Origin of the sequence: Janthinobacterium sp. PAMC25594, assembly GCF_019443505.1 — a bacterium.
Lineage (GTDB): Bacteria > Pseudomonadota > Gammaproteobacteria > Burkholderiales > Burkholderiaceae_D > Janthinobacterium.
In genome coordinates this window covers 3,393,409-3,418,981 of sequence record NZ_CP080377.1, presented here as the reverse complement: position 1 = coordinate 3,418,981, position 25,573 = coordinate 3,393,409, and the positions used below count along the sequence as shown (strand labels likewise).

At 63.4% G+C, this 25,573-nt stretch carries 29 protein-coding genes; 20 read left to right on the top strand and 9 right to left on the bottom strand.

The window, feature by feature from the left end; all coding sequences use genetic code 11:
- Nucleotides 1-231: 231 nt before the first annotated feature.
- The 9 genes from KY494_RS15335 (at nt 232) to KY494_RS15295 (ending at nt 10,531) form a co-directional block, all read left to right on the top strand.
- Nucleotides 232-834, top strand: coding sequence for a TetR/AcrR family transcriptional regulator (locus KY494_RS15335; protein WP_219891607.1), 603 nt, complete (start codon nt 232-234; stop codon nt 832-834).
- A gap of 79 nt (nt 835-913) precedes the next feature.
- Complete coding sequence (locus KY494_RS15330; protein WP_099760869.1) at nt 914-2,704, top strand: acyl-CoA dehydrogenase C-terminal domain-containing protein; 1,791 nt, start codon at nt 914-916, stop codon at nt 2,702-2,704.
- A gap of 14 nt (nt 2,705-2,718) precedes the next feature.
- Nucleotides 2,719-5,118 (top strand): 3-hydroxyacyl-CoA dehydrogenase/enoyl-CoA hydratase family protein, encoded by a 2,400-nt coding sequence (locus KY494_RS15325; protein ID WP_219887417.1) that lies wholly within the window; start codon nt 2,719-2,721, stop codon nt 5,116-5,118.
- Nucleotides 5,119-5,129: 11 nt separating this feature from the next.
- Complete coding sequence (locus KY494_RS15320) at nt 5,130-5,627, top strand: PaaI family thioesterase (protein ID WP_257572283.1); 498 nt, start codon at nt 5,130-5,132, stop codon at nt 5,625-5,627.
- 60 nt (nt 5,628-5,687) lie between these two features.
- The gene (locus tag KY494_RS15315; protein ID WP_071079694.1) at nt 5,688-6,884 is read left to right on the top strand and encodes an acetyl-CoA C-acyltransferase; all 1,197 of its coding nucleotides are present in this window, start codon (nt 5,688-5,690) and stop codon (nt 6,882-6,884) included.
- 202 nt (nt 6,885-7,086) lie between these two features.
- Nucleotides 7,087-7,866: an enoyl-CoA hydratase gene (locus tag KY494_RS15310; RefSeq protein WP_219887416.1), complete on the top strand. Its 780-nt coding sequence runs from the start codon at nt 7,087-7,089 to the stop codon at nt 7,864-7,866.
- A 122-nt stretch (nt 7,867-7,988) separates the two neighbouring features.
- Complete coding sequence (locus KY494_RS15305) at nt 7,989-8,591, top strand: TetR/AcrR family transcriptional regulator (RefSeq protein WP_219887415.1); 603 nt, start codon at nt 7,989-7,991, stop codon at nt 8,589-8,591.
- 82 nt (nt 8,592-8,673) lie between these two features.
- A complete protein-coding gene (locus KY494_RS15300) occupies nt 8,674-9,831 on the top strand; it encodes an iron-containing alcohol dehydrogenase (RefSeq protein WP_219887414.1) in 1,158 nt (385 codons plus the stop codon).
- A gap of 22 nt (nt 9,832-9,853) precedes the next feature.
- On the top strand, nt 9,854-10,531 hold the full coding sequence (locus KY494_RS15295; RefSeq protein ID WP_219887413.1) for a type 1 glutamine amidotransferase domain-containing protein: 678 nt from the start codon (nt 9,854-9,856) through the stop codon (nt 10,529-10,531).
- An 18-nt stretch (nt 10,532-10,549) separates the two neighbouring features.
- Here the strand turns inward: KY494_RS15295 and KY494_RS15290 are convergent, their stop codons facing one another.
- Nucleotides 10,550-11,137, bottom strand: a complete 588-nt coding sequence (locus KY494_RS15290; protein WP_219887412.1) for a TetR/AcrR family transcriptional regulator — start codon at nt 11,135-11,137, stop codon at nt 10,550-10,552.
- Nucleotides 11,138-11,178: 41 nt separating this feature from the next.
- Between KY494_RS15290 and KY494_RS15285 the strand changes: the two genes are divergently transcribed.
- On the top strand, nt 11,179-11,757 hold the full coding sequence (locus KY494_RS15285; protein ID WP_258194261.1) for a dihydrofolate reductase family protein: 579 nt from the start codon (nt 11,179-11,181) through the stop codon (nt 11,755-11,757).
- Here the strand turns inward: KY494_RS15285 and KY494_RS15280 are convergent.
- Nucleotides 11,729-12,532: a metallophosphoesterase family protein gene (locus tag KY494_RS15280; RefSeq protein WP_219887411.1), complete on the bottom strand. Its 804-nt coding sequence runs from the start codon at nt 12,530-12,532 to the stop codon at nt 11,729-11,731. The two genes, KY494_RS15285 and KY494_RS15280, sit on opposite strands and share 29 nt — an antisense overlap.
- Nucleotides 12,533-12,657: 125 nt before the next feature.
- Between KY494_RS15280 and bla the strand changes: the two genes are divergently transcribed.
- Nucleotides 12,658-13,602: a subclass B3 metallo-beta-lactamase gene (gene bla, locus KY494_RS15275; RefSeq protein WP_219887410.1), complete on the top strand. Its 945-nt coding sequence runs from the start codon at nt 12,658-12,660 to the stop codon at nt 13,600-13,602.
- A 19-nt stretch (nt 13,603-13,621) separates the two neighbouring features.
- Entirely contained in the window at nt 13,622-13,750 is a 129-nt protein-coding gene (locus KY494_RS29790) for a hypothetical protein (RefSeq protein WP_258194259.1), read from the top strand.
- On the opposite strand, the gene KY494_RS15270 is transcribed toward KY494_RS29790, so the two are convergent.
- Both KY494_RS15270 and KY494_RS15265 read right to left on the bottom strand, forming a co-directional pair.
- Nucleotides 13,747-14,550 (bottom strand): metallophosphoesterase family protein, encoded by an 804-nt coding sequence (locus tag KY494_RS15270; RefSeq protein ID WP_219887409.1) that lies wholly within the window; start codon nt 14,548-14,550, stop codon nt 13,747-13,749. The two genes, KY494_RS29790 and KY494_RS15270, sit on opposite strands and share 4 nt — an antisense overlap.
- Before the next feature lie 46 nt (nt 14,551-14,596).
- The gene (locus KY494_RS15265; RefSeq protein WP_219887408.1) at nt 14,597-15,502 is read right to left on the bottom strand and encodes a LysR family transcriptional regulator; all 906 of its coding nucleotides are present in this window, start codon (nt 15,500-15,502) and stop codon (nt 14,597-14,599) included.
- 119 nt (nt 15,503-15,621) lie between these two features.
- On the opposite strand from KY494_RS15265, the gene KY494_RS15260 reads away from it, so the two are divergent.
- Nucleotides 15,622-16,488 carry a pirin family protein gene (locus tag KY494_RS15260; protein WP_219887407.1) on the top strand — a complete coding sequence of 289 codons (867 nt, stop codon included), beginning with the start codon at nt 15,622-15,624 and terminating at the stop codon, nt 16,486-16,488.
- 56 nt (nt 16,489-16,544) lie between these two features.
- Nucleotides 16,545-17,246 (top strand): isochorismatase family protein, encoded by a 702-nt coding sequence (locus tag KY494_RS15255; protein ID WP_198521362.1) that lies wholly within the window; start codon nt 16,545-16,547, stop codon nt 17,244-17,246.
- 5 nt (nt 17,247-17,251) lie between these two features.
- On the opposite strand, the gene KY494_RS15250 is transcribed toward KY494_RS15255, so the two are convergent.
- Nucleotides 17,252-18,013 (bottom strand): ABC transporter substrate-binding protein, encoded by a 762-nt coding sequence (locus KY494_RS15250; protein WP_219887406.1) that lies wholly within the window; start codon nt 18,011-18,013, stop codon nt 17,252-17,254.
- A 136-nt stretch (nt 18,014-18,149) separates the two neighbouring features.
- On the opposite strand from KY494_RS15250, the gene pnuC reads away from it, so the two are divergent.
- Both pnuC and KY494_RS15240 read left to right on the top strand, forming a co-directional pair.
- Nucleotides 18,150-18,740 carry a nicotinamide riboside transporter PnuC gene (pnuC, locus tag KY494_RS15245; RefSeq protein WP_219887405.1) on the top strand — a complete coding sequence of 197 codons (591 nt, stop codon included), beginning with the start codon at nt 18,150-18,152 and terminating at the stop codon, nt 18,738-18,740.
- A 331-nt stretch (nt 18,741-19,071) separates the two neighbouring features.
- On the top strand, nt 19,072-21,639 hold the full coding sequence (locus KY494_RS15240) for a TonB-dependent receptor (protein ID WP_219887404.1): 2,568 nt from the start codon (nt 19,072-19,074) through the stop codon (nt 21,637-21,639).
- Here KY494_RS15240 and KY494_RS15235 read toward each other — a convergent pair.
- Together KY494_RS15235 and KY494_RS29785 are read right to left on the bottom strand one after the other, a co-directional pair.
- Nucleotides 21,636-22,316, bottom strand: a complete 681-nt coding sequence (locus KY494_RS15235; RefSeq protein ID WP_219887403.1) for a response regulator — start codon at nt 22,314-22,316, stop codon at nt 21,636-21,638. The genes KY494_RS15240 and KY494_RS15235 overlap by 4 nt on opposite strands.
- A 12-nt stretch (nt 22,317-22,328) precedes the next feature.
- Nucleotides 22,329-22,457: a hypothetical protein gene (locus tag KY494_RS29785; protein WP_257572286.1), complete on the bottom strand. Its 129-nt coding sequence runs from the start codon at nt 22,455-22,457 to the stop codon at nt 22,329-22,331.
- Nucleotides 22,458-22,664: 207 nt separating this feature from the next.
- Between KY494_RS29785 and KY494_RS15230 the strand changes: the two genes are divergently transcribed.
- From KY494_RS15230 to KY494_RS15215, 4 genes are all read left to right on the top strand, one after another.
- On the top strand, nt 22,665-22,925 hold the full coding sequence (locus KY494_RS15230; protein ID WP_219887402.1) for a hypothetical protein: 261 nt from the start codon (nt 22,665-22,667) through the stop codon (nt 22,923-22,925).
- A gap of 12 nt (nt 22,926-22,937) precedes the next feature.
- A complete protein-coding gene (locus KY494_RS15225) occupies nt 22,938-23,168 on the top strand; it encodes a hypothetical protein (protein WP_219136179.1) in 231 nt (76 codons plus the stop codon).
- 20 nt (nt 23,169-23,188) lie between these two features.
- Nucleotides 23,189-23,746 (top strand): helix-turn-helix domain-containing protein, encoded by a 558-nt coding sequence (locus KY494_RS15220; protein ID WP_071080157.1) that lies wholly within the window; start codon nt 23,189-23,191, stop codon nt 23,744-23,746.
- A gap of 155 nt (nt 23,747-23,901) precedes the next feature.
- Nucleotides 23,902-24,339: a CHRD domain-containing protein gene (locus KY494_RS15215; RefSeq protein ID WP_219887401.1), complete on the top strand. Its 438-nt coding sequence runs from the start codon at nt 23,902-23,904 to the stop codon at nt 24,337-24,339.
- Nucleotides 24,340-24,452: 113 nt separating this feature from the next.
- Here the strand turns inward: KY494_RS15215 and KY494_RS15210 are convergent, their stop codons facing one another.
- Nucleotides 24,453-25,106, bottom strand: a complete 654-nt coding sequence (locus KY494_RS15210) for an FMN-binding negative transcriptional regulator (RefSeq protein ID WP_219887400.1) — start codon at nt 25,104-25,106, stop codon at nt 24,453-24,455.
- Nucleotides 25,107-25,568 carry an OsmC family protein gene (locus tag KY494_RS15205; protein ID WP_219887399.1) on the bottom strand — a complete coding sequence of 154 codons (462 nt, stop codon included), beginning with the start codon at nt 25,566-25,568 and terminating at the stop codon, nt 25,107-25,109.
- Nucleotides 25,569-25,573 lie beyond the last annotated feature (5 nt).

Here is a 25,573-nt window from a genome sequence, read left to right as displayed (position 1 = left end):
CGTGCACCGCTTTTGCCCGCCTGAAATCGATACAAACATGCGGCCAAAAAATGCTGCGCTGCACCAATAGAACGCCGGCTCTAAAGTTCCCGTTTGACTTTTACGTGGTAGTGGATAATAGTACGAGCGTTCGGATTTTTTCGGAGCGTGCCTTTTTTTACCCTCGCTTCAGTCCGTCAAATCGGCAACATCACTTTTAGAACGGACATCTTGAATACTTCAGTCAAATTCATGCGCAAGGGCGAACTGACCCGTGCAGCCATCCTCGACGTGGCGCTGGACCTGTCCAGCCGCGACGGCCTGGAAGGCCTGACCATCGGGCTGCTTGCGGACAAAATGAACATGAGCAAGTCGGGCGTGTTTGCCCACTTCGGCTCGCGCGAAGACTTGCAGATGGAAGTGCTGAAGCTCTACCACTATCGTTTCGAGCAAGAAGTTTTTTTCCCCAGCATGAAAGAGCCACGCGGCATCCAGCGCCTGCAATCGATGTTTGCGCGCTGGGTCAAGCGGGTCAGCGTGGAAATCGCTTCCGGCTGCATCTATATCAGCGGCGCCGTCGAGTATGACGACCGTCCTGGCCCCATCCGCGACGCCCTGGTGGCCATGGTACGGGCCTGGCAGGGTGCGCTGCTGCGCTGTGTCGAGCAATCGATCGCCACGGGCGACCTGAAAGCGGACACGGACGCCCAGCAGCTGGTGTACGAGATGTATGGCCTGATCCTGGCCCTGCACCACGATGCGCGCTTCCTGCGCGTGCCGGGCAGCATCGAACGGGCGCAGGCAGGATTTGTCCGCTTGCTGGCGTCGTACCAGAATTCCGTCACAAGCAAATAAGCCGTCAGGCAGTATCCGCAGCAACGCACACGCAGTTCACAAGTACAACACTTTAGTTAAACGCCTTCAGGAGAAAATTATGGGTCAATACGTCGCGCCAATCCGGGATATGCAATTCGTTCTGCATGAGTTCCTGCAAGTGGAAGAAGAACTGAAGCAAATGCCGTCGTACGCCGACGTCGACGCCGATATCATCAACCAGGTACTGGAAGAGGGTGGCAAGTTCACTTCCGAAGTGTTGTTCCCGCTGAATCACTCCGGCGACCGCGAAGGCTGCCACCACGATCCCGTCACGAAAAGCGTGACCACGCCTAAAGGCTTTAAAGAAGCGTATAAACAGTACGTCGAAGGCGGCTGGGCGGCCTTGGCTTGCGATCCGCAATACGGCGGCCAGGGTTTGCCTGTCGTGCTGAACAATTCGTTCTATGAAATGCTGAACTCGTCGAACCAGGCCTGGTCCATGTACCCGGGCTTGTCGCACGGCGCCTACGAGTGCCTGAAGGAACACGGCACCGACCACCAGAAGGAAGTATATCTGCCGAAACTGGTGTCGGGCGAATGGACGGGCACCATGTGCCTGACCGAACCGCACTGCGGCACCGACCTGGGCCTGCTGCGCTCGAAGGCGCTGCCTGAGGCGGACGGTTCCTGGACCATCACCGGCAACAAGATCTTCATCTCGGCCGGCGAGCATGACATGGCGGAAAACATCCTGCACCTGGTGCTGGCCCGCGTGCCGGACGCGCCGGAAGGCTCGAAAGGCATCTCGCTGTTCCTGGTGCCGAAATTCCTGCCGAACGCGGACGGCACGGTCGGTGAGCGCAACCCGATCACCTGCGGCGCCATCGAAGAAAAAATGGGCATCCACGGCAACTCGACCTGCCAGATGAACCTGGACGGCGCGAAAGGCTGGATCATCGGCCAGCCGAACAAGGGCCTCAACGCCATGTTCGTCTTCATGAACGCGGCCCGCCTGGGCGTGGGCATGCAGTCGCTGGGCCTGACGGAAATCGCTTACCAGAACGCGCTGATCTACGCCAAGGACCGCACGCAAATGCGTTCGCTGTCCGGTATCAAGAACCCGGAACTGCCGGCCGACCGCATCATCGTGCACCCTGACGTGCGCCGCATGCTGTTGACGGGCAAAGCCTACGCCGAAGGCGCGCGCGCTTTCACTTCCTACGTGGCGCTGCAGATCGACCGCGAACTGCACCACCCGGATGCCGACGTGCGCAAGGAAGCCGCCGACGAAGTGGCGCTGCTGACCCCTGTCATCAAGGCCTTCATTACCGACAACGCCTGGATCGCCACTTCGGAAGCGATGCAAGTGTTCGGCGGCCACGGCTACATCTCGGAGTGGGGCATGGAGCAGTATGTGCGTGACGCGCGCATCAACATGATCTACGAAGGCACGAACACGATCCAGTCGCTGGATCTGCTGGGCCGCAAGATCCTCGGCGACAACGGCGCCAAGCTGCGCAAGTTCGGCGAAAAGATCAAGGCCTTCGTCGAAGACAATGGCACCGATGAAGCGATGAGCGAATTCGTCACTCCACTGGGCGACCTGGGCGACAAAGTCACCAAGCTGACCATGGAAATCGGCATGAAAGCCTTCCAGAATCCTGACGAAGTGGGCGCGGCATGCGTGCCTTACCTGCGTGTCGTCGGCCACATGATCTACAGCTATTTGTTCGCGCAGATGGCCAAGATCGCCCTCGAAAAAGAGTCCAGCGGCGACAAGTTCTATACCGCCAAACTGGCTACCGCACGTTTCTACTTCGCCCGCTTGCAGCCTGAAACGGCAACCCTGATCCGTCAGGCGCGTTCCGGTTCGGCCAACCTGATGGCACTCGACGCAGACCTGTTCTAAGACTTGAGGAAAATATGACCAATTTCATCGTTAAAAAAGTAGCCGTCCTCGGCGCCGGCGTGATGGGCGCGCAGATCGCCGCCCATTGCATCAACGCGAAAGTGCCGGTCGTGCTGTTCGACCTGCCAGCGAAGGAAGGACCAAAGAATGGCATCGTGCTGCGCGCCATCGAGAACCTGAAAAAACTGTCGCCTGCCCCGCTGGGCAACAAGGATGACGCCGCGCTGATCCAGGTGGCCAATTACGAAGACAACCTGGACCTGCTGGCCGGTTGCGACCTGATCATCGAAGCCATCGCCGAGCGCATGGACTGGAAACACGACCTGTACCAGAAGGTCGCGCCGCATATCGGCCCGAACGCGATCTTCGCCTCGAACACCTCGGGCCTGTCGATCACCAAGCTGGCCGAAGGCTTCGACGCCGACCTGAAATCGCGCTACTGCGGCGTGCACTTCTTCAACCCGCCGCGCTATATGCACCTGGTCGAGATCATCCCGACCGAGTTCACCAAGCCCGAGATCGCCGACCAGCTGGAAGGCTTTTTGACCACCACCCTGGGCAAGGGCGTCGTGCGCGCCAAGGACACGCCGAACTTCATCGCCAACCGCGTTGGCGTGTTCGGCATCCTGGCCATCGTGCACGAAGCGGAAAAATTCGGCCTGTCCGTGGACGTCGTCGATGACCTGACCGGCTCCAAGCTGGGCCGCGCCAAGTCGGGCACCTTCCGCACGGCGGACGTGGTCGGCCTGGATACCATGGGCCATGTGATCAAGACCATGCAGGACTACCTGCCGAACGATCCGTTCGCCGCCGTCTACAAGACGCCGGCCGTGCTGGCGCAACTGGTGGAAAAAGGCGCGCTGGGCCAGAAGAGCGGCGCGGGCTTCTACAAGAAGGTCGGCAAGGAGATTCAACGCCTCGATTTCGCCACCGGTGAATACGTCGCTGGCGGCGCCAAGGCCGCCGACATCATCGCCCGCATCCTGAAAGAAAAGGATCCGGTCAAGAAGATGAAGGCGCTGCGCGAATCGACCAATCCACAAGGCCAGTTCCTGTGGGCGATCTTCCGCGACGCTTTCCACTACATCGCCATTCATCTGGACACCGTGGCCGACAATGCGCGCGACATCGACTTCGCCATGCGCTGGGGCTTCGGCTGGAACGTCGGTCCGTTTGAAACGTGGCAGGCATCGAACTGGCTGCAAGTGGCCAACTGGGTCAAGGAAGACATCGACGCCGGCCACGCGCTGTGCAACGCACCGTTGCCTGCCTGGGTCTTCGAAGGTCCGGTCGCTGAAAAAGGCGGCGTGCACACGCCGGAAGGTTCGTATTCCGCCGTGTCGAACAGCTTCGTGCCCCGTTCGAGCCTGGCCGTGTACGACCGCCAGCAGTTCCGCGCGCCAGTACTGGGCAGCGGTGCCATCGACGGCAAGACCGCCGGCACCACCGTCTTCGAAGACGAATCCGTGCGCGTCTGGCATACGGGCGACGACGTCCTGATCATCTCGTTCAAGACCAAGATGCACGTGATCGGCGAAGGCGTGATCAATGGCCTGAAACTGGCATTGGCTGAAGCCGAGAAGAACTTCAAAGGGCTGGTCATCTGGCACGCCGACGCAGCCGAAGGCGGTGCCTTCTCGGCCGGCGCCGACCTGCAATCGGCCCTGCCTGCCTTCATGCAAGGCGGCGTGAAAGCCGTCGATCCGATTATCGCCGAACTGCAAAACACCTTCATGTCGCTGAAATACGCGAACGTGCCGGTGATCGCCGCGGTCGCGGGCCTGGCACTGGGCGGCGGTTGCGAGCTGGCCTTGCACTCCTCGAAGCGCGTGGCCTCGATCGAGTCCTACATCGGCCTGGTGGAAGTGGGCGTGGGCCTGATTCCAGCCGGCGGCGGCTTGAAGGAAGCGGCGCAGCGCGCCTACAAGGAAGCCAAGGGTAACGATATCCTGCAATTCCTGAAAACGGGCTTCACCAATGCGGCCACCGCCAACGTGTCGAAATCGGCGCTGGAAGCGAAGAAAATGGGCTACCTGAAAGAAGACGACGTGATCGTGTTCAACGCCTACGAGCTGCTGCACGTGGCCAAGGTCGAAGCGCGCGCCATGTTCGACGCGGGCTTCCGTCCGGCGCTTCCTTCGCTGATCCAGGTCACGGGCCGTTACGGCTGGGGCACCATCAAGGCGCAGCTGGTCAACATGCGCGACGGCGGCTTCATTTCGGCGCACGATTTCAAGCTGGGCGAAATGATCGCCGAGATCGTATCGGGCGGCGACGTGGACCAGGGCAGTTTCGTCAGCGAACAGTGGCTGCTGGATATGGAACGCAAGGCATTCCTGGAGCTGTTGAACCATCCGAAAACCCAGGAACGGATCATGGGCATGATGCAAACCGGTAAGCCGGTACGCAACTAAGCACAACGTCGATGACGATCCTGTCCCTTGTTTTTAAAGTACTGCTGCGCGTGAGGCCAAGCATGGTGTATGACCGTATCAAACAACAGATGATGGACACCTTGCCCTTCGTGCGGCTGCTGGGGATCAGCATCGACGAGATCGGCGCCGGCACCTCCAGGGTGTCGATGCCGGAAGATCCAAAACTGAATAATCACCTGGGCACGCAGCATGCGGGCGCCTTGTTTACCCTGGCCGAAACGGCGTCCGGCGCGGCCATGGCTGGCGGTTTCGCCGAGCTGATACTGGGCTTGCGCCCGGTGGCCAAGGAGTCGCGCATCGCCTACCAGAAGCTGGCCCGGGGCGCGACGCGCGCCGAAGGCCGGGTGCCGGGCGACCTGGCGGCCTTGAAGGCGCAGCTGGCGCAGGACGGCAAGGTGGCGTTTCCCGTGGCAGTCGACATTTTCGACTCCGAAGGCACGCTGGCGGCACAGGTGACGGTGGACTGGTATTTGTCGCAGAAGCGATAGACCAGCATCCCGGACATTCGACAGAACACGAACCTCGTTCAACATCTTTGAAAGAATAAAATGAGCAAACAACTTCAAGACGCCTACATCGTCTCTGCAACCCGCACCCCGATCGGCAAGGCGCCGCGCGGCATGTTCAGAAACACCCGCCCGGACGACCTGCTGGTGCGCGTGCTGCAATCGGCCCTGGCGCAAGCGCCTGGCCTCGACCCGGCGCTGATCACCGACGCCATCATCGGCTGCTCGTTCCCGGAAGCGGAACAAGGTTTTAATATTGCGCGTAACTCGGTGCTGCTGGCCGGCTTGCCGAAAACCGTCGGCGGCGTCACCGTCAACCGCTACTGCGCCTCGGGCATCACGGCCATCGCCATGGCCGCCGACCGCATCCGCGTGGGCGAAGCCGACGTGATGATCGCCGGCGGCATCGAATCGATGTCGATGGTGCCGATGATGGGCCATCACCCATCGATGAACCTGGACATGTTCAGCGACGAAAACATCGGCATGGCCTACGGCATGGGCCTGACGGCCGAGAAAGTGGCGCAGCAATGGAAAGTGTCGCGCGAACAGCAGGACGCGTTCTCCGTTGAATCGCACCGCCGCGCCATCGCCGCGCAGCAAGCCGGTTTCTTCAAGGCCGAAACGACGCCCGTCGAAATCATCACGCGCACGCCGAACCTGGCCACCGGCCAGGTTGATGTGAGCCGCCGCACCGTCGACACCGACGAAGGCGCGCGCGCCGATTCGACGATGGAGTCGCTGGGCAAACTGAAACCCGTGTTTGCCGCCAAGGGCACCGTCACGGCCGCCAACAGCTCGCAGATGTCCGACGGCGCCGGTGCGCTGCTGATCGTCAGCGAGAAGATTTTGCGCGAGCATAACCTGACCCCGCTGGCGAAATTCTCCTCGTTCGCCGTGCGCGGCGTGCCGCCGGAAATCATGGGCATCGGTCCGAAATTCGCGATTCCCGCGGCGTGCGCCGCCGCCGGCATCACGCAAGACCAGCTGGACTGGATCGAGCTGAACGAAGCATTTGCCGCGCAAGCCTTGGCCGTCATCGGCGACCTGGGCCTGGACCCATCGAAGGTCAACCCGATGGGCGGCGCGATCGCCCTGGGCCACCCGCTGGGCGCCACCGGTGCCATCCGCGCCGCTACCGTGATCCACGCGCTGCAGCGCACCAAGCAGAAGTACGGCATGGTCACGATGTGCGTGGGCGCCGGCATGGGCGCGGCAGGAATCTTCGAGCGCGTCTGATGTCACCTGGCATAAGCTACTGCGCGTTGCGATTCGCGGCCTGCGATGCTCACTGTGCCTTCGCACAGCTGCGCGTCTCGGCCACAACTCGCTGCCGCTCGCTACGCTTCTGCCAGGCGTCGTGACGTAAGTGGTCAGATAAGATTAGTCAAAACTTGGGCGCTGGGGATACCTCGGCGCCCTTTATCTTTTTGGAGACGACATGGATATTTTGTGCAGCACGAGCGAGGGCATCCTGACCCTGGAATTCAACCGCCTGGAACGCAAGAATGCGATCACGGGCGCCATGTACCAGACCCTGGCCGATGCGCTGGTGGCGGCCGAGACGGACGACGCCGTGCGCGCCATCCTGATCTGCGGCAAGCGCGAGATTTTCACGGCCGGCAACGACCTCGATGACTTCATGAAGACGGCGCGCCCGAAGGATGGCTCGCTCGACCATGACCGTCCCGTGTTCCAGTTCATGCGCGCGCTGTACGGCAGCAGCAAGCCCGTGGTGGCGGCCGTCTCCGGCCCCGCCATCGGCATCGGCACGACCTTGTTGATGCACTGTGACCTCGTCTACGCGGCCGACAATGCCAGTTTCTCGATGCCGTTTACGCAGCTGGGCCTGTGCCCCGAATTCGGTTCCAGCCTGCTGCTCACGCAACTGGCCGGCTACCCGCGCGCGGCGGAAAAGCTGATGCTGGGCGAGTCCTTCCCGGCCAGCGAGGCGCTGGAAATGGGCCTGGTGTCGAAAGTCGTGCCCCTGTACGACCTGATGACGTTCGCGCAAGGGCAGGCCGCCAAGCTGGTGGCCCTGCCAGCGGCCTCGATCCGCGCCACCAAGCGCCTGATGAAGCAAAGCCGCATGGAGCCGATGAAGGCGGCCATCGCGGACGAAAACAAACTGTTCAGCGCCATGCTGGGCGGCGCCGAAGCGAAGGAAGCGTTTACGGCCTTCTTTGAAAAGCGGAAGCCCGATTTCAAGAAGTTTGTATAGGTTCCAGTAAGCAAACCCAAATGCGGCACTGCCGGGGTCGGACCCTCAGGGTCCGACCCCGGAATTTGCTTCTCGGGTTTACTCACGCTAGACGACTGGTCTAATTGTGCTACAATCATCGCATGAAAGCTGAATACACCGACGTGCGCCAGCACATTATCGACCAGGGCAAGGCCATCATCACGCGCAAGGGCTTTGCCGGCGTGGGGCTGAACGAGATTTTGTCGGCCGCCGATGTGCCCAAGGGATCGTTCTACCATTACTTCAAGTCCAAGGAATTGTTTGGCGAGGCGATGCTGGAAGATTACGTCACCGGCTACCTGGCCGGGATGGAAGACGTGCTGGACCAGCCGGGCCAGAGCGCGGCGCGGTCGCTGATGGCGTATTGGGCCAGCTGGACCAGCGAGAGTCTCGATGGCAGCGGCTGCGACTGCCGCTGCCTGGTGGTCAAGCTCAGCAGCGAAGTGGCGGACATGTCCGAACCGATGCGCGTGGCGCTGCTCGACGGCACCCACCGCATCATCGCCAGGCTGGCCCTGGCCATCGCGCGGGGCAGGGTGGACGATTCGCTGCCATCGGTGGCCGATCCGGTGCAAATGGCCGCCACCTTGTACCAGCTGTGGCTGGGCGCGGCCATGCTGACCAAGCTGCGGCGCGACGCCAGCGCCTTGCAAACGGCCTGGCGGGCGACCCTGGCCATGCTGCAGCTGTCGCCGGATCAATAAGGGCGCCAGATACGCGGATGACAGACATCCGCGTTTTTTTGAACCGCATTCTAGACGACCAGTCTAATAATAAAGGAGCAGCATGAAGAATTTTGAATTCCACAACCCGACCCGTATCGTCTTCGGTACCGACACGGTAGACAAATTGTCCACCCTCGTGCCGCACGATGCGCGCGTGCTGATCTTGTACGGCGGCGCCAGTGCGGAAAAGACGGGCACCCTGGCCGAAGTGCGAACTGCGCTGGGCCAGCGCACGGTGCGGGAGTTTGGCGGCATCGAACCCAATCCCAGCTATGAGACCCTGATGCGCGCCGTGGCCCAGGTGCGCGGCGAGAAACTGGACTTCCTGCTGGCCGTCGGTGGCGGCTCCGTTATCGACGGCACCAAGTTCGTCGCCGCCGCCGCCCTGTACGACGGCGAGCCGTGGGAAATCGCCGAGCGCGGCGGCGCCAATGTGCAGCGCGCCCTGCCGTTCGGCACGGTGCTGACCTTGCCTGCCACGGGGTCGGAAATGAACAGCGGCGGCGTGGTGACGAAAAAAGCCACGCATGACAAGCTGAGTTTTCGCAGTCCGTTGCTGTACCCGCAGTTTTCCGTGCTCGACCCCAGCAAAACGTTTACCTTGCCGGCCACGCAGGTGGCCAATGGCCTGGTCGACGCCTTTGTCCACACGACGGAACAGTATCTGACCTATCCGGCGCAGGCGAAGGTGCAGGACCGCTTTGCCGAAGGCTTGCTGCAAACGCTGGTCGAGATCGCCCCGCAGGCGATCGCCATGCCCGACGATTACGCTACCCGCGCCAACCTGATGTGGACCGCCACCCTGGCCCTGAATGGCCTGATCGGCGCCGGCGTGCCGCAGGACTGGGCCACCCACATGATCGGCCACGAACTGACGGCCCTGTACGACATCGACCATGCCCGCACCCTGGCCCTGGTGCTGCCCGCACTGCTGGACGTGCAGCGCGAACAGAAACGCGGCAAATTGCTACAGTATGGCGAACGTGTCTGGAATATCACGCACGGCAGCGACGACGAGCGCATCGACATGGCCATCGCCCGCACCCGCGCCTTCTTTGAAGGCCTGGGTATCCCGACCCGTTTGTCCGCTTACCAGCTGGGCCAGGAAGCGGTGGAAGCGGTACTGAAACAATTGGAAGCACACGGCATGACCTCGCTCGGCGAACACCGCGATATCGACCTCGCGCGCAGCCGCCGTATCCTCGAAGCAGCACTGTAACCCTGACATAAAAGGAAACAACATGAACATCCTGATGGTACTGACCTCGCACGATCAACTGGGCGACACGGGCAAGAAAACCGGCTTCTGGCTGGAAGAATTCGCCGCGCCCTACTATGCCTTGCAGGAAGCGGGCGCGAAGCTGACGGTGGTTTCGCCCAACGGCGGCCAGCCGCCGCTGGACCCGAAAAGCGACGAGCCCGATTCGCAAACGGACGCCACGCGCCGCTTCAAGCAGGACGCCGCTGCGCAAGCCGTGCTGGCCAACACGGGCAAGCTGGCCGACGTGAAGGCGGCTGACTTTGACGCCGTGTTTTACCCGGGCGGCCATGGTCCGCTGTGGGACCTGGCCGAAGACCCGCACTCGATCGCGCTGATCGAGCAGATGATCGCCGCCGGCAAGCCCGTCGCCGCCGTCTGCCACGCGCCGGGCGTGCTGCGCCACGTGAAGGCGCAGGATGGCACGCCGCTGGTGCGCGGCAAGCAGGTGACGGGCTTTACGAATACCGAGGAAGACGCCGTCGGTTTGACGGCCATCGTGCCTTTCCTGGTCGAGGACATGCTCAAGCAAAACGGCGGCATTTACTCGAAGCTGGGCGACTGGCAGCCGTACGCGGTCACCGATGGCTTGCTGGTCACGGGCCAGAATCCCGCGTCGTCGGAAGCGGCCGCGCAGGCGCTGCTCAAGCTGCTGGCCTGATGCCCGGCTAGTGCCCGGCTAGTGCCCGGCGGTCATGCCCGCCAGGATCAGGCCGACCGAGGCGTGCCATTGCGTCGCGCTGGCCGGCCTGCCCGCCAGCGCATAGCCGTGTAAAAAATCGACGAGCGCATCGCGCCCGCGCAGCCGGATTTTTTTGTCCAGCTCAAGGCCCTCCACGGCCAGCTCGAACAGCGCCGTAAACCGCTCGGCGACATCGGCTTGCTGTACCAGCCCGCGCGCCATCAGGCGCACGAAATACGGCGTGGCGCTGACCAGTTCCAGGTATAGCGCGCACAGCGCGAGCACTCGCCGCGGTGGCGCCTGGCGCCGCGTAAACGGCGGCTGGCGCGGATCGAGCGCGGCAAAACGCTGCGCCATCAAGGCCAGCAGCAATTCTTCTTTCCCCGCATAGTAGTGATACACGGCCATGGCGTCGACGCCCAGGCTTAGCGCCAGAGCGCGCATGGAAAACGCTTCGCCTTGCTCTTCCAGCAGGGCCAGGGCGGCGTGCAGGATGCTGGCGCTGTCCAGCGCGGGCACGGCGCGGCGCGGACGCCCCGCGCGGCGCACGGGAGATTCCAGGTCTTGAAGTTTTTGGGTTTTCATGGGCATAATTCTACACTGTAGAATTAAATCAAGGAGCACCCATGCAAAAAACTTTCGTCAGCGTTTTTCTCGGCATCAGCATCGACGGCTGCATCGCGGGAGAGAACGGCGACCTGTCCTGGCTGGCCGAGCTGGCCCCCGACTCGCCCGACGCCACCGGCTACACGGCCTTGATGGAGCAGGTCGATACCCTGCTGATCGGCCGCACCACGTATGACGCCGTGCTGGGGTTCGATCCTTGGCCGTATGCGGGCAAGCGCGTGGTGGTATTGAGTCACCGCGACTTCGCGCCACGCCATGGCGAGCAGCGCCGCGAAGGCGGCGTGCGGGAAGTGCTGGAGGCGCTGGCAGGGGAGGGCTGCCGCCACGTGTATCTCGATGGCGGCGCCATCATCCGCGCCGCCTTGCGCGAGGGCGTCATCGACAGCCTGACCTTGTCCGTGCTGCCCGTGGTGCTGGGCAAGGGCGTGCGCCTGTTCGATGACGCGCTGCCGCGCAGCGACTGGCTGACGCGCTGCCGCGCAGCGACTGGCGCCTGGACGACACGCGCCAGCTGCCCAGCGGCGTGGTGCAGCTGCGCTATGCAAAGCGTTAAACCGCGTCGGCCAGTTCGACGATGAAGCCTGTATCAAAACGTTCGTTTTCCGGCGTGCCGTCTGGCCGCTTGTAGCCGCAGGGGTTGCACACGACGCGGCACCCGCCTATCTGGTAGTCGAGCGAGGCGTGCATGTGGCCATGCACCCACAGGTCCGCCTGCGCCACCATTTCGTCCAGCTGCGAGGCGAACGCTGGCGAACCCAGGTTCGTCGCGTATTGTTCTTCCACCGACAGCATCGATGGCGCCATGTGCGTGATGACGACGGTCTTGCCGGCGAACGGTTGCGCCAGTTGCCCGGATAGCCAGGTCTTGTGCCGCGCGTGCAGCAGGGCCGTGTCAGTGGCGCACAGCAGGCGCGGCGCGTCGCCGCCCGTGCTGATGCGCTTGTAGTCGGGCATGTAGGCTTGCGCCGCGTTTAGCGCTTCTTCCCGGCGCTCCGCGCCGAAGAGTAAAAAATCCGTCCACAGAGTGACGCCGAGGAAGCGCACGCCGTTCAAGACCACGGCGTCGCCGTCGAGCAGGCCGATGTTGGCATCCTGCGCATTGGCGCAGCTACAGGCATCGCGTACGGCGTCCTGCATGTGTTCGAGCTGGTGGCCATAGCCCTCGTGATTGCCGTGCACGTACAGCACGGGCAGGGCGCCGAAGGTACGCGCGGCCCAGGCGATGGCATGGTTGCCCGTGGCGATGTCGCCGGCCAGGATCACCACGTCGGGGCGGCTGGTGGCAAGGTCGATGGCGGGCGTGTCGTCACCCCAGACTTCCAGGTGCAGGTCGGACAGGATCAGCAAACGCATGGCAATAGGGGAGCAGTGAATGGGCCTCTATCGTAGCGCAAGTCGCTGCGTCCGTCTGCTTGACCGCGCAGGGTGGCGACGTTACCCTATGGCATCGATTACCACACACTCACTCCTGGAGCCGCATGCCGCCTTTCTTCCTTCCCAAGACCTTGCTGAACATCGTGCTGGCCGCCATGGCACTGCCGTTGACGGCGCATGCCGCCACGCCCGCCATCGATCCCCTGACGCAGCCGATCGCCTCGCCGTATGCGGCGCAGTGGAACCGCCCGCAGCAGCCGGCGCGCATCCACGGCGACACGTATTACGTGGGCGTGGGCGGTCTGAGCGTGGTGCTGATCGACACGCGCGACGGCTTGATCCTGATCGATGGCGCGTTGCCGCAATCGGTGGCCGCCATCAAGGAGCATATCCTTGAACTGGGTTTTCGCCTGCAAGACATTAAGTTCATCCTGAATACGGAAGCGCATTTCGACCATTCGGGCGGCGTCGCCGCCCTGGCCCGCGACAGCGGCGCGCAAGTGGTCGCCAGTCCGCTCGGAGCGCAGGCGCTGCGCGCGGGCTCGGTGCTCGCCATGGACCCGCAAGCGGGCGAAATCGACCCCATGCCGGCCGTGGAAAACGTGCGCGAGATCGCCGATGGCGAAACCCTGCAACTGGGCGACGTGACCATCACGGCGCGCTACACGCCCGGCCATACGCCGGGCAGCACCAGCTGGACCTGGGTCTCGTGCGAGGATGCGCAGCGTCAGGACTGCCTGAACGTGGTGTTCGGCGCCAGCCTCACGCCGGTGGCGGCCGACGATTTTCACTACCTGGGCGACGAACGCCATGCGGACCTGACGCCGGCCTTCCGCCGCGTCATGCAGGACTTCGCCAGACTGCCGTGCGACATCCTGATCTCGGCCCACCCCGACCACTCCGGCGGCGACGGCAAGCTGACGCAATTGCTGGAAGGCGTCACGCCGAATCCCTTCATCGATGCGCAGGCGTGCAGCAATTACGCGGCCAGGAATGAAGCCAAGCTCGATGCCCGCATCGCCAAGGAAAAGGCGGCTGCGACAAAATAACAACGTTGGTGCATGCGCCATGAAAATCAAAGTGAAAGCCACGCCCAAGCCGCGCAACCCGCTGGTGGCCGCCGCCAGGCTGCGCGGCGGCGCCGGCAAGCACCGCCTGCAGCAATGGCTGGCGGGACGCCTGAAGCCCGAGGATTAACGCGGGGCCAGCTCGACGATGAAGTTCGGATCAAAAGCGGGATTTTGCGGCGTGCCGCTGCGCGTCTTGTAGCCGCAGGGGTTGGCTACGACGCGGCACTGGCCGATGCGGTAGTCGTGCGAGACGTGGAGGTGGCCATGTACCCACAGGTCCGCCTGCGCGGCCAGGTCGTCCAGGCGCGAGGCATAGGCGGGCGAACAGGCCTCGCTGCCGTACGCATCATCGACCGACAGCAGCGACGGCGCCATGTGGCTGATGACGACGGTGCGGCCCTCGAACGGCTGCGCCAGTTCGCGCGCCAGCCAGGCTTTTTGCTGCGCGTGGAACATGGCCGTGTCGGCTGCGCGCAGCTTGCGAAAGCCCATGTTGGCCAGGCGGATGCGCTTGTAGTCGTTCATGACGGCTTCCGCGTTGCGCATGGCCGCCTGGCGCGTATCGTCGCCCAGCAGGCGGAAATCCGTCCACAGGGTGGCGCCCAGGAAGCGCACCTGCTTGCCGGCCTGGTCGGTGATGACGTGGCTGTCGGCGTCGAGAAAATGCACGTTGTCCGTGGCGGCGCAGGCCGCGCGCAATTCCTGGCGCACCTTGTCCAGATGGTGGCCATAGCCTTCGTGGTTGCCATGCACGTACAGCACCGGCAGGCCCGCAAACGTGCTGGCCGCCCAGGCGACGGCGCGGGTGCCTGTGTCGATGTCGCCGGCCAGGATCACGGCGTCGGGACGGCTGAGCGCAAGATCGCCTTGCGGCGCATCCTCGCGCCATAACTCATGGTGCAGGTCAGACAGAATCAATAAACGCATGCGGTATCCAGGCGATTCGGGAGTACGCCATCGTACCTGAAAACCGTCACTCTTCCTCCAGCGCGGCGAAGCTGTGCGCCAGGTAGTCGATCAGCGCGCGCACGGCCGGCAGCAGGCCGCGCCGCGACGGGAAGACGGCGTGGATGATTTCGCGCTGCGGCCGCCACTGCGCCATCAGCGGCAGCAGGCTGCCATTGGCTACCTGTTCGACGATCATCATGGTCGGCAGCTGCACCACGCCCACGCCGGCCACGGCCGCGTCGCGCAAGGTCAGCATGTCGCCCGTGACGAAGCGCGGCACGTGGCGCAGCTGGGCGCGCGCGCCGTCCGGGCCGTACAAATCCCATTGGTAGTGCTGTTGCGGCATGCCCAGGGCCAGGCTGGGCCAGTCGGCCAGGTCGGCCGGCGCTGTCGGCCTGGCGGCGTCGCCGAACAGCAGCGGGCTGCCCACCATGCACTGGCTGCGCTCGGCCAGCACGCGCAGCACCAGGTCGCTGTCGGGCAGCGGCGGCGGACGCACGCGGATGGCCACGTCGATGCCTTCGGCCACCAGGTCGACGCGGCGGTTGCTCGCTTCGAGCAGCAGGGTCACCTGCGGATGCTCGCGCATGAAGCCGGCCAGCATGGGCGCGACCAGGGAATGCAGCAGGGCGATGGGGCAGGACAGGCGCACCGTGCCGCGCGGCGCCGCCCGCGTCAGCTCGATCGCTTCCTGCGCCGCTTCCGCTTCCACCAGCATCGCCTTGCAATGCTCGTAAAACGTTTGCCCCACGTCGGTGACGGAGAAATGCCGCGTCGTGCGCTGCAGCAGGCGCGCGCCGAGGCGCTCTTCCAGCAGCGCGATGCGCCGGCTGAGTTTGGATTTCGGCATGCCCAGCGCGCGTCCGGCCGGCGCGAAGCCGCCATGGTCGACCACCTGCACAAAATAATACAAATCGTTCAAATCCTGCATGCCGCCTCCTTGATCGTTCTATTTTTGGAACGCTGATGGCGAATTTTACCGTCTACCGCCTCTATCGTTGCAAGAGTATTCTGTTTCCATCGTAATGCAAACCCCAACAGGAGATCGAGATGAACACAGTCACAGGTATCTACAGCGCACCGCGCCAGCACTGGGTCGGCGACGGTTTCCCCGTGCGCTCGATGTTTTCGTACACCGGCCATGGCAAGCAGCTGAGCCCCTTCCTGCTGCTCGACTATGCCGGCCCCGCCGAATTTGCGCCCGGCACGCGTCCGCCCGGCGTCGGTTCGCACCCGCACCGCGGCTTTGAAACGGTGACCATCGTCTACAAGGGCGAAGTGGCGCACCGCGATTCGACGGGCCAGGGCGGCGTGATCGGCCCCGGCGACGTGCAGTGGATGACGGCCGGCGCCGGCATCCTGCATGAAGAGTTTCACTCGCCTGCTTTCACGCAGTCGGGCGGCACGCTGGAAATGGTGCAGCTGTGGGTGAACCTGCCGGCGAAAGACAAGATGACGGCGCCCGGCTACCAGGCCATCACCAGCGACACCATTCCCACGGTGACGCTGCCCGACGGTGCCGGCTCGGTGCGCGTGATCGCCGGCGACTTCGACGGCCAGCATGGCCCGGCCCGCACGTTCTCGCCGATGCGGGTGTGGGATGTGCGCCTGGCGCCGGGCAAGCTGACGGAGCTGCCGGTGCACGCCGGCTGGAGCACGGCGCTGATTGTCCTGCACGGCACGCTGCTGGTCAATGGCGAGAGCGTGGTGCGCGAAGCGCAGATGGCGCTGTTCGGGCGCGATGGCGACAGCATCACCGTCGAGGCGAACAGCGATGCCGTGGTGCTGCTGCTGAGCGGCGAGCCGATCGACGAGCCCATCGTCGGCCATGGTCCCTTCGTCATGAACACCGAAGCGGAAATCGTGCAGGCGTTCGAGGATTTCAACAGCGGCCGCTTTGCCCGCATCGCGCCGTAGTCATTTTATGCAGTATCCATGCCGCATCCTGCGGCATGGTTTTTCAGGAGACCACCATGAGCACCCCCGCCAACTTCCAAGGTTTGCCACCGATGATCGATCCCGACGACGCCGTCATGCTGCTGATCGACCACCAGAGCGGCTTGTTCCAGCTGGTGCGCGACATCGAGCAGCACGTGCTGCGCGGCCACGTCACGGCGCTGGCCAAGCTGTCGCGCCTGGCCAACATGCCAACTTTTACCACCGCTTCCGTGCCCGACGGCCCGAACGGCCCCTTGATCCCGGAAATCCACCATTTCAACCCGGAAGCCGTCTACATCCCGCGCACGGGCCAGATCAATGCCTGGGACAATCCGGCCTGGGTCGAGGCCATCGAAAAGACGGGCCGCAAGACCCTGCTGATCGCCGGCACGCTGACCAGCGTGTGCATGGCCTTTCCCACCATCAGCGCGCTGGCGGCCGGCTACAAGGTGTTTGCCATCATCGACGCATCCGGCAACTGGTCGAAGATGGCGACTGACATCACCATGGCGCGCGTGACGCAGGCTGGCGCCGTGCCGATCGATACGTATGCGGTGCTGGCGGAAGTGATGAGCACCTGGAACCGCGCCGATGCGATGGAGTTCGCCGCCATCATGACGGACCATATCGTGCCGCCGTACCGCGCGCTGATCGAAAGCTACGACAAGGCGCAGGGCGTGCAAAAGAATGGCCGCGAAACGAAGCTGGAAATCCTGGAAGCGGCCAGCAAGGGCTGATCGCCTTACGGCGCTTCATAGCGGGCACGTATCGCCGCCAGCACGCCACGCTGTTCCAGGTGCGTGATGGCGGCGTTCAGGCGCGCCAGGTCGTCGGCGCTGGTCGTGCGCGCGTTGAGCATCAGGTGCACGGGGGCGCGCAGGACCAGGAAGGGCAGGGTGTTCAAGGCAACGCCCTGCAGGCGCGCTGCGTGGCGTACGGCCAGCACGTCGCCCAGCAACAGGTCGGCGCGGCCCGCGTCGAGCATGAGGATGCCCTGCCGGAAGCTGCCGAAGGTATTCAGGCGGCCGGCCTTTTCCAGCGCCGGCCGGGCCGCCGCATAGTCTGCCCCATACCAGCCCACCTTGGGCGCCAGCAAGGTCGACTTGCCGCGCGCGAGCTGGTCGAAGCTGCCGACTTGGCGCTGCACGGCGTGCGTGCCGGCCTTGCCGAAGATGCCCACGGTTTCATCGCGGTAGCTCACGCTGAAACGCGCATACGCATGGCGCTCCGAGGTGTCGGAGGCGGCGGGCAGCAGGTCCAGTTCGCCTTTCTGGAACAGCAGCTGGCGCCGCGCCGTGGGCAGTTCCGGCACGCTCAGCAAGGTGCAGCGCGCTTCCTTGAAAATGGCGCGCAGCAGCTCCAGGTCCAGCCCCGTATAGCTGCCTTGTGCATCGCGATACAGGTAGGGCGGCCATTGCTCGAGCGCCATCGTCATGCGGCAGGCCTGGGCGGGCAGGACGCTGCCGAGCAGCATTGCCGCAAGCAGCACGTGGCGCAAGCGCATGGAACATCTCCGCAGTGGTTCAGGGGTACTGTTTGCCAATTTGCCAGAATGGCCATGGAAGTCAAGCAGTGCATGGCTGGTTGCGGATATCAAATGGGCTATAGTGGCGGCCTGCCTTCATTCTAAGGAAATCCGCTTGACTCCCCCGCTCGAGATCGCCGCCAATGTCTTGATGACTGCTTCCATCATCCTGGCAGGACGCAATAATATTCATTCCTGGTGGATCGGCATCGTCGGCTGCGTGCTGTTTGCCGTGCTGTTTTTCCAGGTTAATCTGTATGCCGACGTGATGCTGCAGCTGTTTTTCATCGTCACCTGCGTCATCGGCTGGCTGCAATGGCGGCGCGGCGCGGGCGGCAAGCCGTTACCGATCACGCGCACGGGCTGGCGCAGCCTGGCCTGGGTGGTGCCGGCCGGTATCGCCTCCGTGGTCATCTACGGCATGCTGCTGCATCGGTTTACGAATGCCTACGCGCCGTTCATCGATTCGGCAGTGTTGGTATTTAGCATCATCGCCCAATTCCTTCTGATGAGCCGACGCATCGAGACCTGGGCCTTCTGGCTGCTGGTCAACACCGTGGCCGTGCCGCTGTACTACAGCCGCGGCCTGCACCTGACGGCCGTGCTGTATGCGGCCTACTGGGTCAATGCGCTGATTTCCTGGTACTGGTGGGGCGTGCAGGCGCGCCGCGCGGCGGCCGCGCCGCAGGCGATGGTCGACGCCTGATATTGCCAAACGCCAAGTCCTTAGATTCAAATCGTATATACAATCAATTTTTAATTCGTTCACGCCATAAAGACACCGGGATATAGTGGCCTTTCCCCGCTTACCGGTGTCTTTTATGTTGCGCTTTAGTCTTTCTGCCTGTTTTTATGCCGCCCGGAACCAGCTGACCATGCCATGCATGGCGCAGTCGATGCCGGTGCGTGCCCGTCCACGCATCCCCTAAGTCATTCCCATTCAGCTCGTTGTCGTTTGCCCGCTGGCCTACCCGGTCCGCGTGCCCCTGCTCGGCCTTTTTTATCGGAAAAAGGCTCAATCCCAATAAGAGGAAACCATGTTCAAACCACTCGCCATCAGTCTTGCCATCGCCGCCGCGTTTCCCGCCGTCTCCACCATCGCCCACGCCGAGGAGGCAATGGCGAGAGTCAACGTCACCGGCTCGAATATCCGCGTCAGCGAAAAGGAGGGTGCCAGCGCCGTGCAAGTCATCACGGCCAAGGAGTTGAAAGCCAGCGGCAAGACCAGCGTTTCGGATGTGCTGCGCGCCATCTCCGCCAACAGCGGCAACAGCTACAACGAACAATATACGGGCAGTTTCTCGGCCGGCACCTCGGGCCTGTCGCTGCGCGGCATCGGCCAGCAAAACACCCTGATCCTGGTGAATGGCCGCCGCGTGGCCAGCTACGCCACGGCGCAGGATTTGCAGCAGACCTTCGTCGATCTGAACAGCCTGCCGATGGCGGCCGTGCAGCGCATCGAAGTGCTCAAGGATGGCGCTTCGTCCGTGTATGGCTCCGACGCCGTGGCCGGCGTGGTCAACATCATCCTGTACAAGGAATTCACGGGCACGGACATCACGGCGCAATGGGGCGGCTCGACGCAAGGCACGGGCCAGCACGAAAAGAGCGCGGCGCTGCAAACGGGCTTCGGCAAGCTGGAGGAAGATGGCTACAGCGTGGTCTTCTCGGTCGACGCGCAGCAGCGCGACAAGCTGCAGCAAAGCGACGTGGCGTGGCTGCGCGATGCCGATTTCCGCCAGCAGCAGCGCGGCAGCCTGGGCTGGAACGTGACGAATTACGCGGGCGCCGATCCCACGCAGACCCTCGGCGGCGTGCGCGGCCCGCTGCAGCTGGTGCCGTACAGCGCCATCAACCCGGACGGCGCGGGGCAGGTGCTGGCCTATAATCCGTCGCCCTACGAAACCCTGATCCCCGGCATCCAGCGCATCCACTCCTCGCTGCGCGGCACCGTGAAACTGAACGCGGACACGGAAGCCTATGTCGACCTGCTGCACAGCTATTCGCGCGCCGACCAGACCTTCAGCGCGCCATTGACGGTGAGCAGCTCGCTGCGCGCGTGGAATAACGGCACCAAGCGGCTCGACACGATTCCCGTGGTGCTGCCCGTGGGCCATCCGAACAATCCGGGCGCGACGCCCCTGCCGTTCACGGCGACCCTGTTCGACCTGGGGCCGCGCCTGAAGCAGGACAAGGTGACGTTCTACCGCGCGCTGGCGGGCGTCAAGGGCACCCTGGCGGGCTGGGACTGGGATACGGCCGTGGCCCATTCCAGCAGCAAGCTGGAGGAGACGGTGCAGAACTTCGTCAACCGCTACGAATTCCAGAAAGTGCTGGCCGACGGCAGTTATAACTTCTTTGATCCATCGCAGAACAGCGAAGCGGTGCGCAACCGCCTGCGCCTGTCGACCCTGCGCCCGGCCGAATCGACGCTCGACACGCTCGACTTCTCGGCGGCCAAGGATATCTGGAACCTGCCGGCGGGCCCGCTGGGCTTTGCCGCCGGCTTTCAATGGCGCCGCGAAAAGATGGATTCGCAAACCTCGACGGCCGTGCTGTCGGGCACGGAACTGCGTCCGGCGCTCAATATCATCGAGGGTTCGCGCAGCGTGTCGGCGCTGTTCGCCGAATTCAATGTGCCCGTGGTGAAAAACCTGTCCGTCAACGTGGCGGGACGCGCCGACCATTACAGCGATTTCGGCAATGCATTTTCGCCGAAGGCCAGCGCCCGCTATCAGGCGGCGCCATGGCTGCTCTTGCGCGGCACCGTTTCGCGCGCCTTCCGTGCCCCGTCGCTGCCGGAAATCACCGACAGCACGGCTGTCAGCTATACCGGCGTGATCGATCCGCGCGACCCGTTGACGCCGACGCTGTCGCGCGGCGTGACGGTCATCACCATCGCCAATCCGGCGCTGCGCCCCGAGCGCTCGAAAAACCTGAACCTGGGCGTGGTGATTTCGCCCACCAGCAGTTCCAGCATCGGCCTCGATTACTACCGCATCCGGCAGGAAGGCGTGATCGGCACGGAAAGCGCCACCACCACCCTGGACAATGAATTGACGTCGCCGGAAAAGGTCGCGCGCGGCGCCGATGGCCGGATCACGACCCTGTACCGCCAGTTCCGCAACCAGGGCCAGCGCGATGTGTCGGGCATCGATCTCGACCTGCGCCAGCGCTTCGTCGACCAGGACTGGGGCAAGCTGACCCTGGCCGGCCAGCTGAGCCGCGTGCTGCGCTTTGCCGAGCCGCTGTCCGATGGCGCGCCGCTGACGAACGGCGCCGGCACCAATTATTTCGGCTCGATTCCGAAATGGCGCGGCGTCACCTCGGCCACCTGGGAGCAGGGGAAATGGTCGTCCACGCTGACCTGGAACTACGTGGGCAGCTATGCGCAACAACAGCACCTCGATGAATCGGTAGCCGCTTTCAGCACCTTCGACGTGACCAGCAGCTGGCAGGTGACACCCAAGGCGAACGTCACCTTCATCGTGCAAAACCTGGCCAACAAGCGCGCGCCGTGGGATTACTCGGCCTCGGGCTTCGATTTTACCCAGAGCGACCCGCGCGGACGCTTTGCATCGCTCAAGCTGAACTACAAGTTCTAATGACCGTTTGACACCTGCCGCTGCCCCGTCTGCTGCAGCAATGCCACGCCGCGGGCGATGCGCGCTTCGCGGATGAAGGCAAACACCGTCATGCCCGTCTGCTCGCGGAACATCAGGGTCAGCTTTTCGCGGTAGGTGCCCACGCTGCGGGCGATGTCGGACAGGTTGGGCAGGCTGCCCAGGTTGTCGAGTATGAGCTGTTTGACCGCATTGACGAACACCAGGTCGGGATGCTGCTGGCGCTCGCTGGCGGGGACCGCGATGGGTAAGGTGCTGTTGCTTTTACGCATCAACCCCAGGTGGATATGAATGCGCGCGGCCAGTTCTTCCGGCGTGAACGGCTTCGAAATGTAATCGACACCGCCCACCTGCAAGCCCATGATGCGTTCCTTGGCGGCATCGGCGCCGCTGAGAAAGATGACGGGTATCTGTTCCGTTTCGGGATTGGCCTTGAGCAATCGGCATGCCGTGTAGCCATCCATCTCGGGCATGCGCACGTCGAGCAGGATCAGGTCGGGCAGCGTGGCCAATGCCAGCTGGTAGCCCTGGTAGCCGTTGAACGCGATGCTGAAACGGTAGGGCTGCTCGCTGAGCAGCTCCATCAGCATGCGCTGCTCGAACGCGGAATCGTCCACGATCAAGATGTTCTTTTTGACGGTTTCGCTGGTCAATGGCATGGCATGGATGACTTAACCAAAAAGCAAGTTGTGGCTTATTATGCCTCGCTTTTTCTTTTTTTTCTGTTTTTCTCGTGTTTCAAAAGAGGTTTCTCCGCCAGAAGAAGCGGCGATTTCCCAGATCGCTAATAATTCACCCATGCATTGACTTAAAGCAATGTCGATTATTAAAAAATCTGTTTTGTAAATGCGGCAAAAAAACTGGCGCCCTCAGGTTCCTGGCTCCCGGCGCTGATATTTTGTTGTCCTGGTTTGCGTGCCCCAAAAAACGCCGGCAATACCGTGACTATCCTCGACGTCCTTCATATTGACGGGCTCATTAATGATGTTCCATCATCAGGAGGTATCATGTTGCGCGTTATTTCCCCCCACCTTATCGTTGCCGCCAGCGTCGCTGTCGCCGGCACGGCACTGTTGCCGCATGGCGCCGACGCGGCCGTGTATCTGAACGGCAGCGCCCATATCCCCGTTGACCAAAGTCAGGGTGTACTGGCTACTGCCGTGAACGTCAATACGACCGTGAGTGTGGCCCGCACCAATAGCACCCCGTATAACGCACCGGCGCCCGATACCTGCAAGTCGAGCATCGCGGCCACCGTTGACTGTTAAGCCAGGCGCTGCGTGAAGGCCGGTTCTGCTTCCCTGACGCTCAACCTCCGCCGTGTGCGTGCCGAGGCTGGCCCCGTCGCGCAGGCAAACACCTATCGCGTGTTCATCGATGAGGTCAGCCGTGACGATGAGCCGGGCCGCATGATGCATATCGGATCAGCAGCAAAAGGCGTGACTGACTTTGTATTGGATCGTACTGATGTTTTCGTGTTGCAACTGAGATTTTTTCGATTGTTGTGTTGAATCAATGTGAGGAGATGGTCATGAAACATACCAACTTTAATAATTTGCCTTGCCCGATTGCCCGCAGCCTGGGCAAGGTGGGCGAATGGTGGAGCATCCTCATCCTGCGCGAAGCGTTTTATGGCAAGACGCGCTTCGACGAATTTGAAAAAAGCCTCAAGATCGCCCCCACCATCCTGACGCGCCGCCTGGCGGACCTGGTGGAGGGCGGCTTGATGACGCGCCGCCTGTATTGCGCCAAGCCGCCCCGCTACGACTATGTGCTGAGCAAGTCCGGGCGCGCCTTCAAGCCCGTCTTGCTGGCCTTTATCGCCTGGGGCAATGAAAACTTCGCGCCGGAAGGCGCCAGCCTCGTCATCGCCAGCCGCGACACGGGCCTGGCTGCCGATCCCGTGCTGGTCGACGCCATGACGGGCTTGCCCATCAATGATGAGTACTACGCGTTCGCGCCGGGGCCGGCCGCCAGCGACAGCATGCGCAGCATCATCCTCGATGCGGAAAAGAGCAGCGGCATCGCACCCAAACCGAAGCCAGCGCCAGCCAACCGGGGCTGGGTGGCGGAAGGGCATCTGGCCTGAGGCGCGACGGCAGGCGAGCAGCAAGTTTGGCGCACAGCAAAGCGGGCACGGCGGTATGGCGTTACCGTCGCAGTATGCAACACCAGTGCGGCGCAGGCCCGCTTATGCGGACAGGGCGCCCTCCGTGATCCGCTGTCCGTTGAAGGAGATCTGCGATGAGCACATTGCAACAACACGTACGCCGCGCCGCCACCGTGCTGGCGCTGGCCGCCTTGCTGGGCGCCTGTTCCCATGGGCCGCATCATCCGGGCGGCCATGATGTCACCCTGACGGGCGCGCAGGAAGTGCCGGCCAATGCCAGCACGGCCACCGGCAGCAGCAATATCCGCGTCGCCCACGACCGCAGCGTCAGGGGCGGCGTGCGCTACACGGGGATGGTGGCTACCGTCGCGCATATCCATGAAGCGCCGGTGGGCGCCAACGGCCCCGTCATCGTGCCGCTGGTGAAAACCGCCGAAGGCATGTTTGCCGTGCCGGCTGGTACCCTGCTCACGCCGTCCCAGCATGCGAGCTACCAGGCCGGCAACCTGTACGTGAACGTGCACAGCGCCGCCTACCCGGCAGGCGAGATCCGCGCCCAGCTCAAGCCATAGCCGTCCACCGGCGTTTTCTCCGAAACCTCCTTGGGCCGCGCGAGCGGCCTTTTTTTGCTCCAGCGGATGCTGCACGGGCGCGCGCTGCCGCCGCTGGCCGCCATCGGCGGCCGTCAGCTGGCTGACTTGACGTTGGCGGCGATCAGCGCGCCCAGCGCCTGTGCCGCGCCGGCTTGATGGCCCAGCGCCAGGCCGTGCGCCATGCTGGCCTGATCTTGCAGGCTGCGGTTCTGCCCCAGCTTCCATTTACCCGTGATGCGCGTGAGGGGAATTTCGATGCCGATGATGGCTTTTAACAGCTTGTCGATATAGTCGGCCGGCGCATCGCTCACCCGCCACGGCGCGACTTGATCCGCCTCATGGCGCGCCGTCAGCCGCTCCACCAATCCCAGCAGCCATGCCGCGTCGTCGATGGCGCGCAGGGGGCCGTGCGCGTGCACCACCGCATAGTTGAAGGTGGGGACTTCCTTGCCGCTGCGCTGCTTTTCCATATACCAGGCGGGCGTGATGTAGGCGTGCGGCCCCTGGAAGATCACCATGCATTCATCCTCTTCGCCAGCCGCGCGCCACAGCGGGTTGGCGCGTGCCACGTGGGCGCGCAGGATGCCGAATGGGGCGTCAAGCGTGGGCGCGGCGATCTCGAACGGCAGATGGTCGGCGCACAGGCCATCGGCGCTCTGGCGCACCAGCGCGCCCAGCGGATGCGCATCGATCAGGCCATGCAGCACGTCGAGGCGTTCTTCGCGAAAGCTGGCGGGCGTGTACATCTAGGCGACTCCTTCCACGACCACGTCGGCCGTCAGCGAGTTGGCGATGTAGCAGCGCTCGTGCGCGTCGTGGTGCAGGGTAGCCAATGCCTCGCGCGAGGGCGGTGTTCCCGCAAAGGCGATGCGCGGGCGTAGCACGATGCGCGTCATGGCCAGGCGGCCCGCGGCATTTTTTCCCAGCTCGCCGACGGCGTCGTCGCGGTAGTCGTCGATGACGTAGCCGCGCTGCGCTGCCAGCGACAGGAAGAACAGCATGTGGCAGCTCGACGTGGCGGCCACCAGCGCCTCTTCCGGGTCGATATTTTCCGCCACCGACATGGGCAGCGGCACGGACAGGGGCGACGACGAGGCGGGTACCGTCAGGCCGCCGTCGAACTGCCATTCATGGCCACGGCTGTAGCACTGACCGGCGAACTCCTGGCCGTCGCGTTGCCAGGCCACGGTGGCGAAAAACTGATGCATGGGTG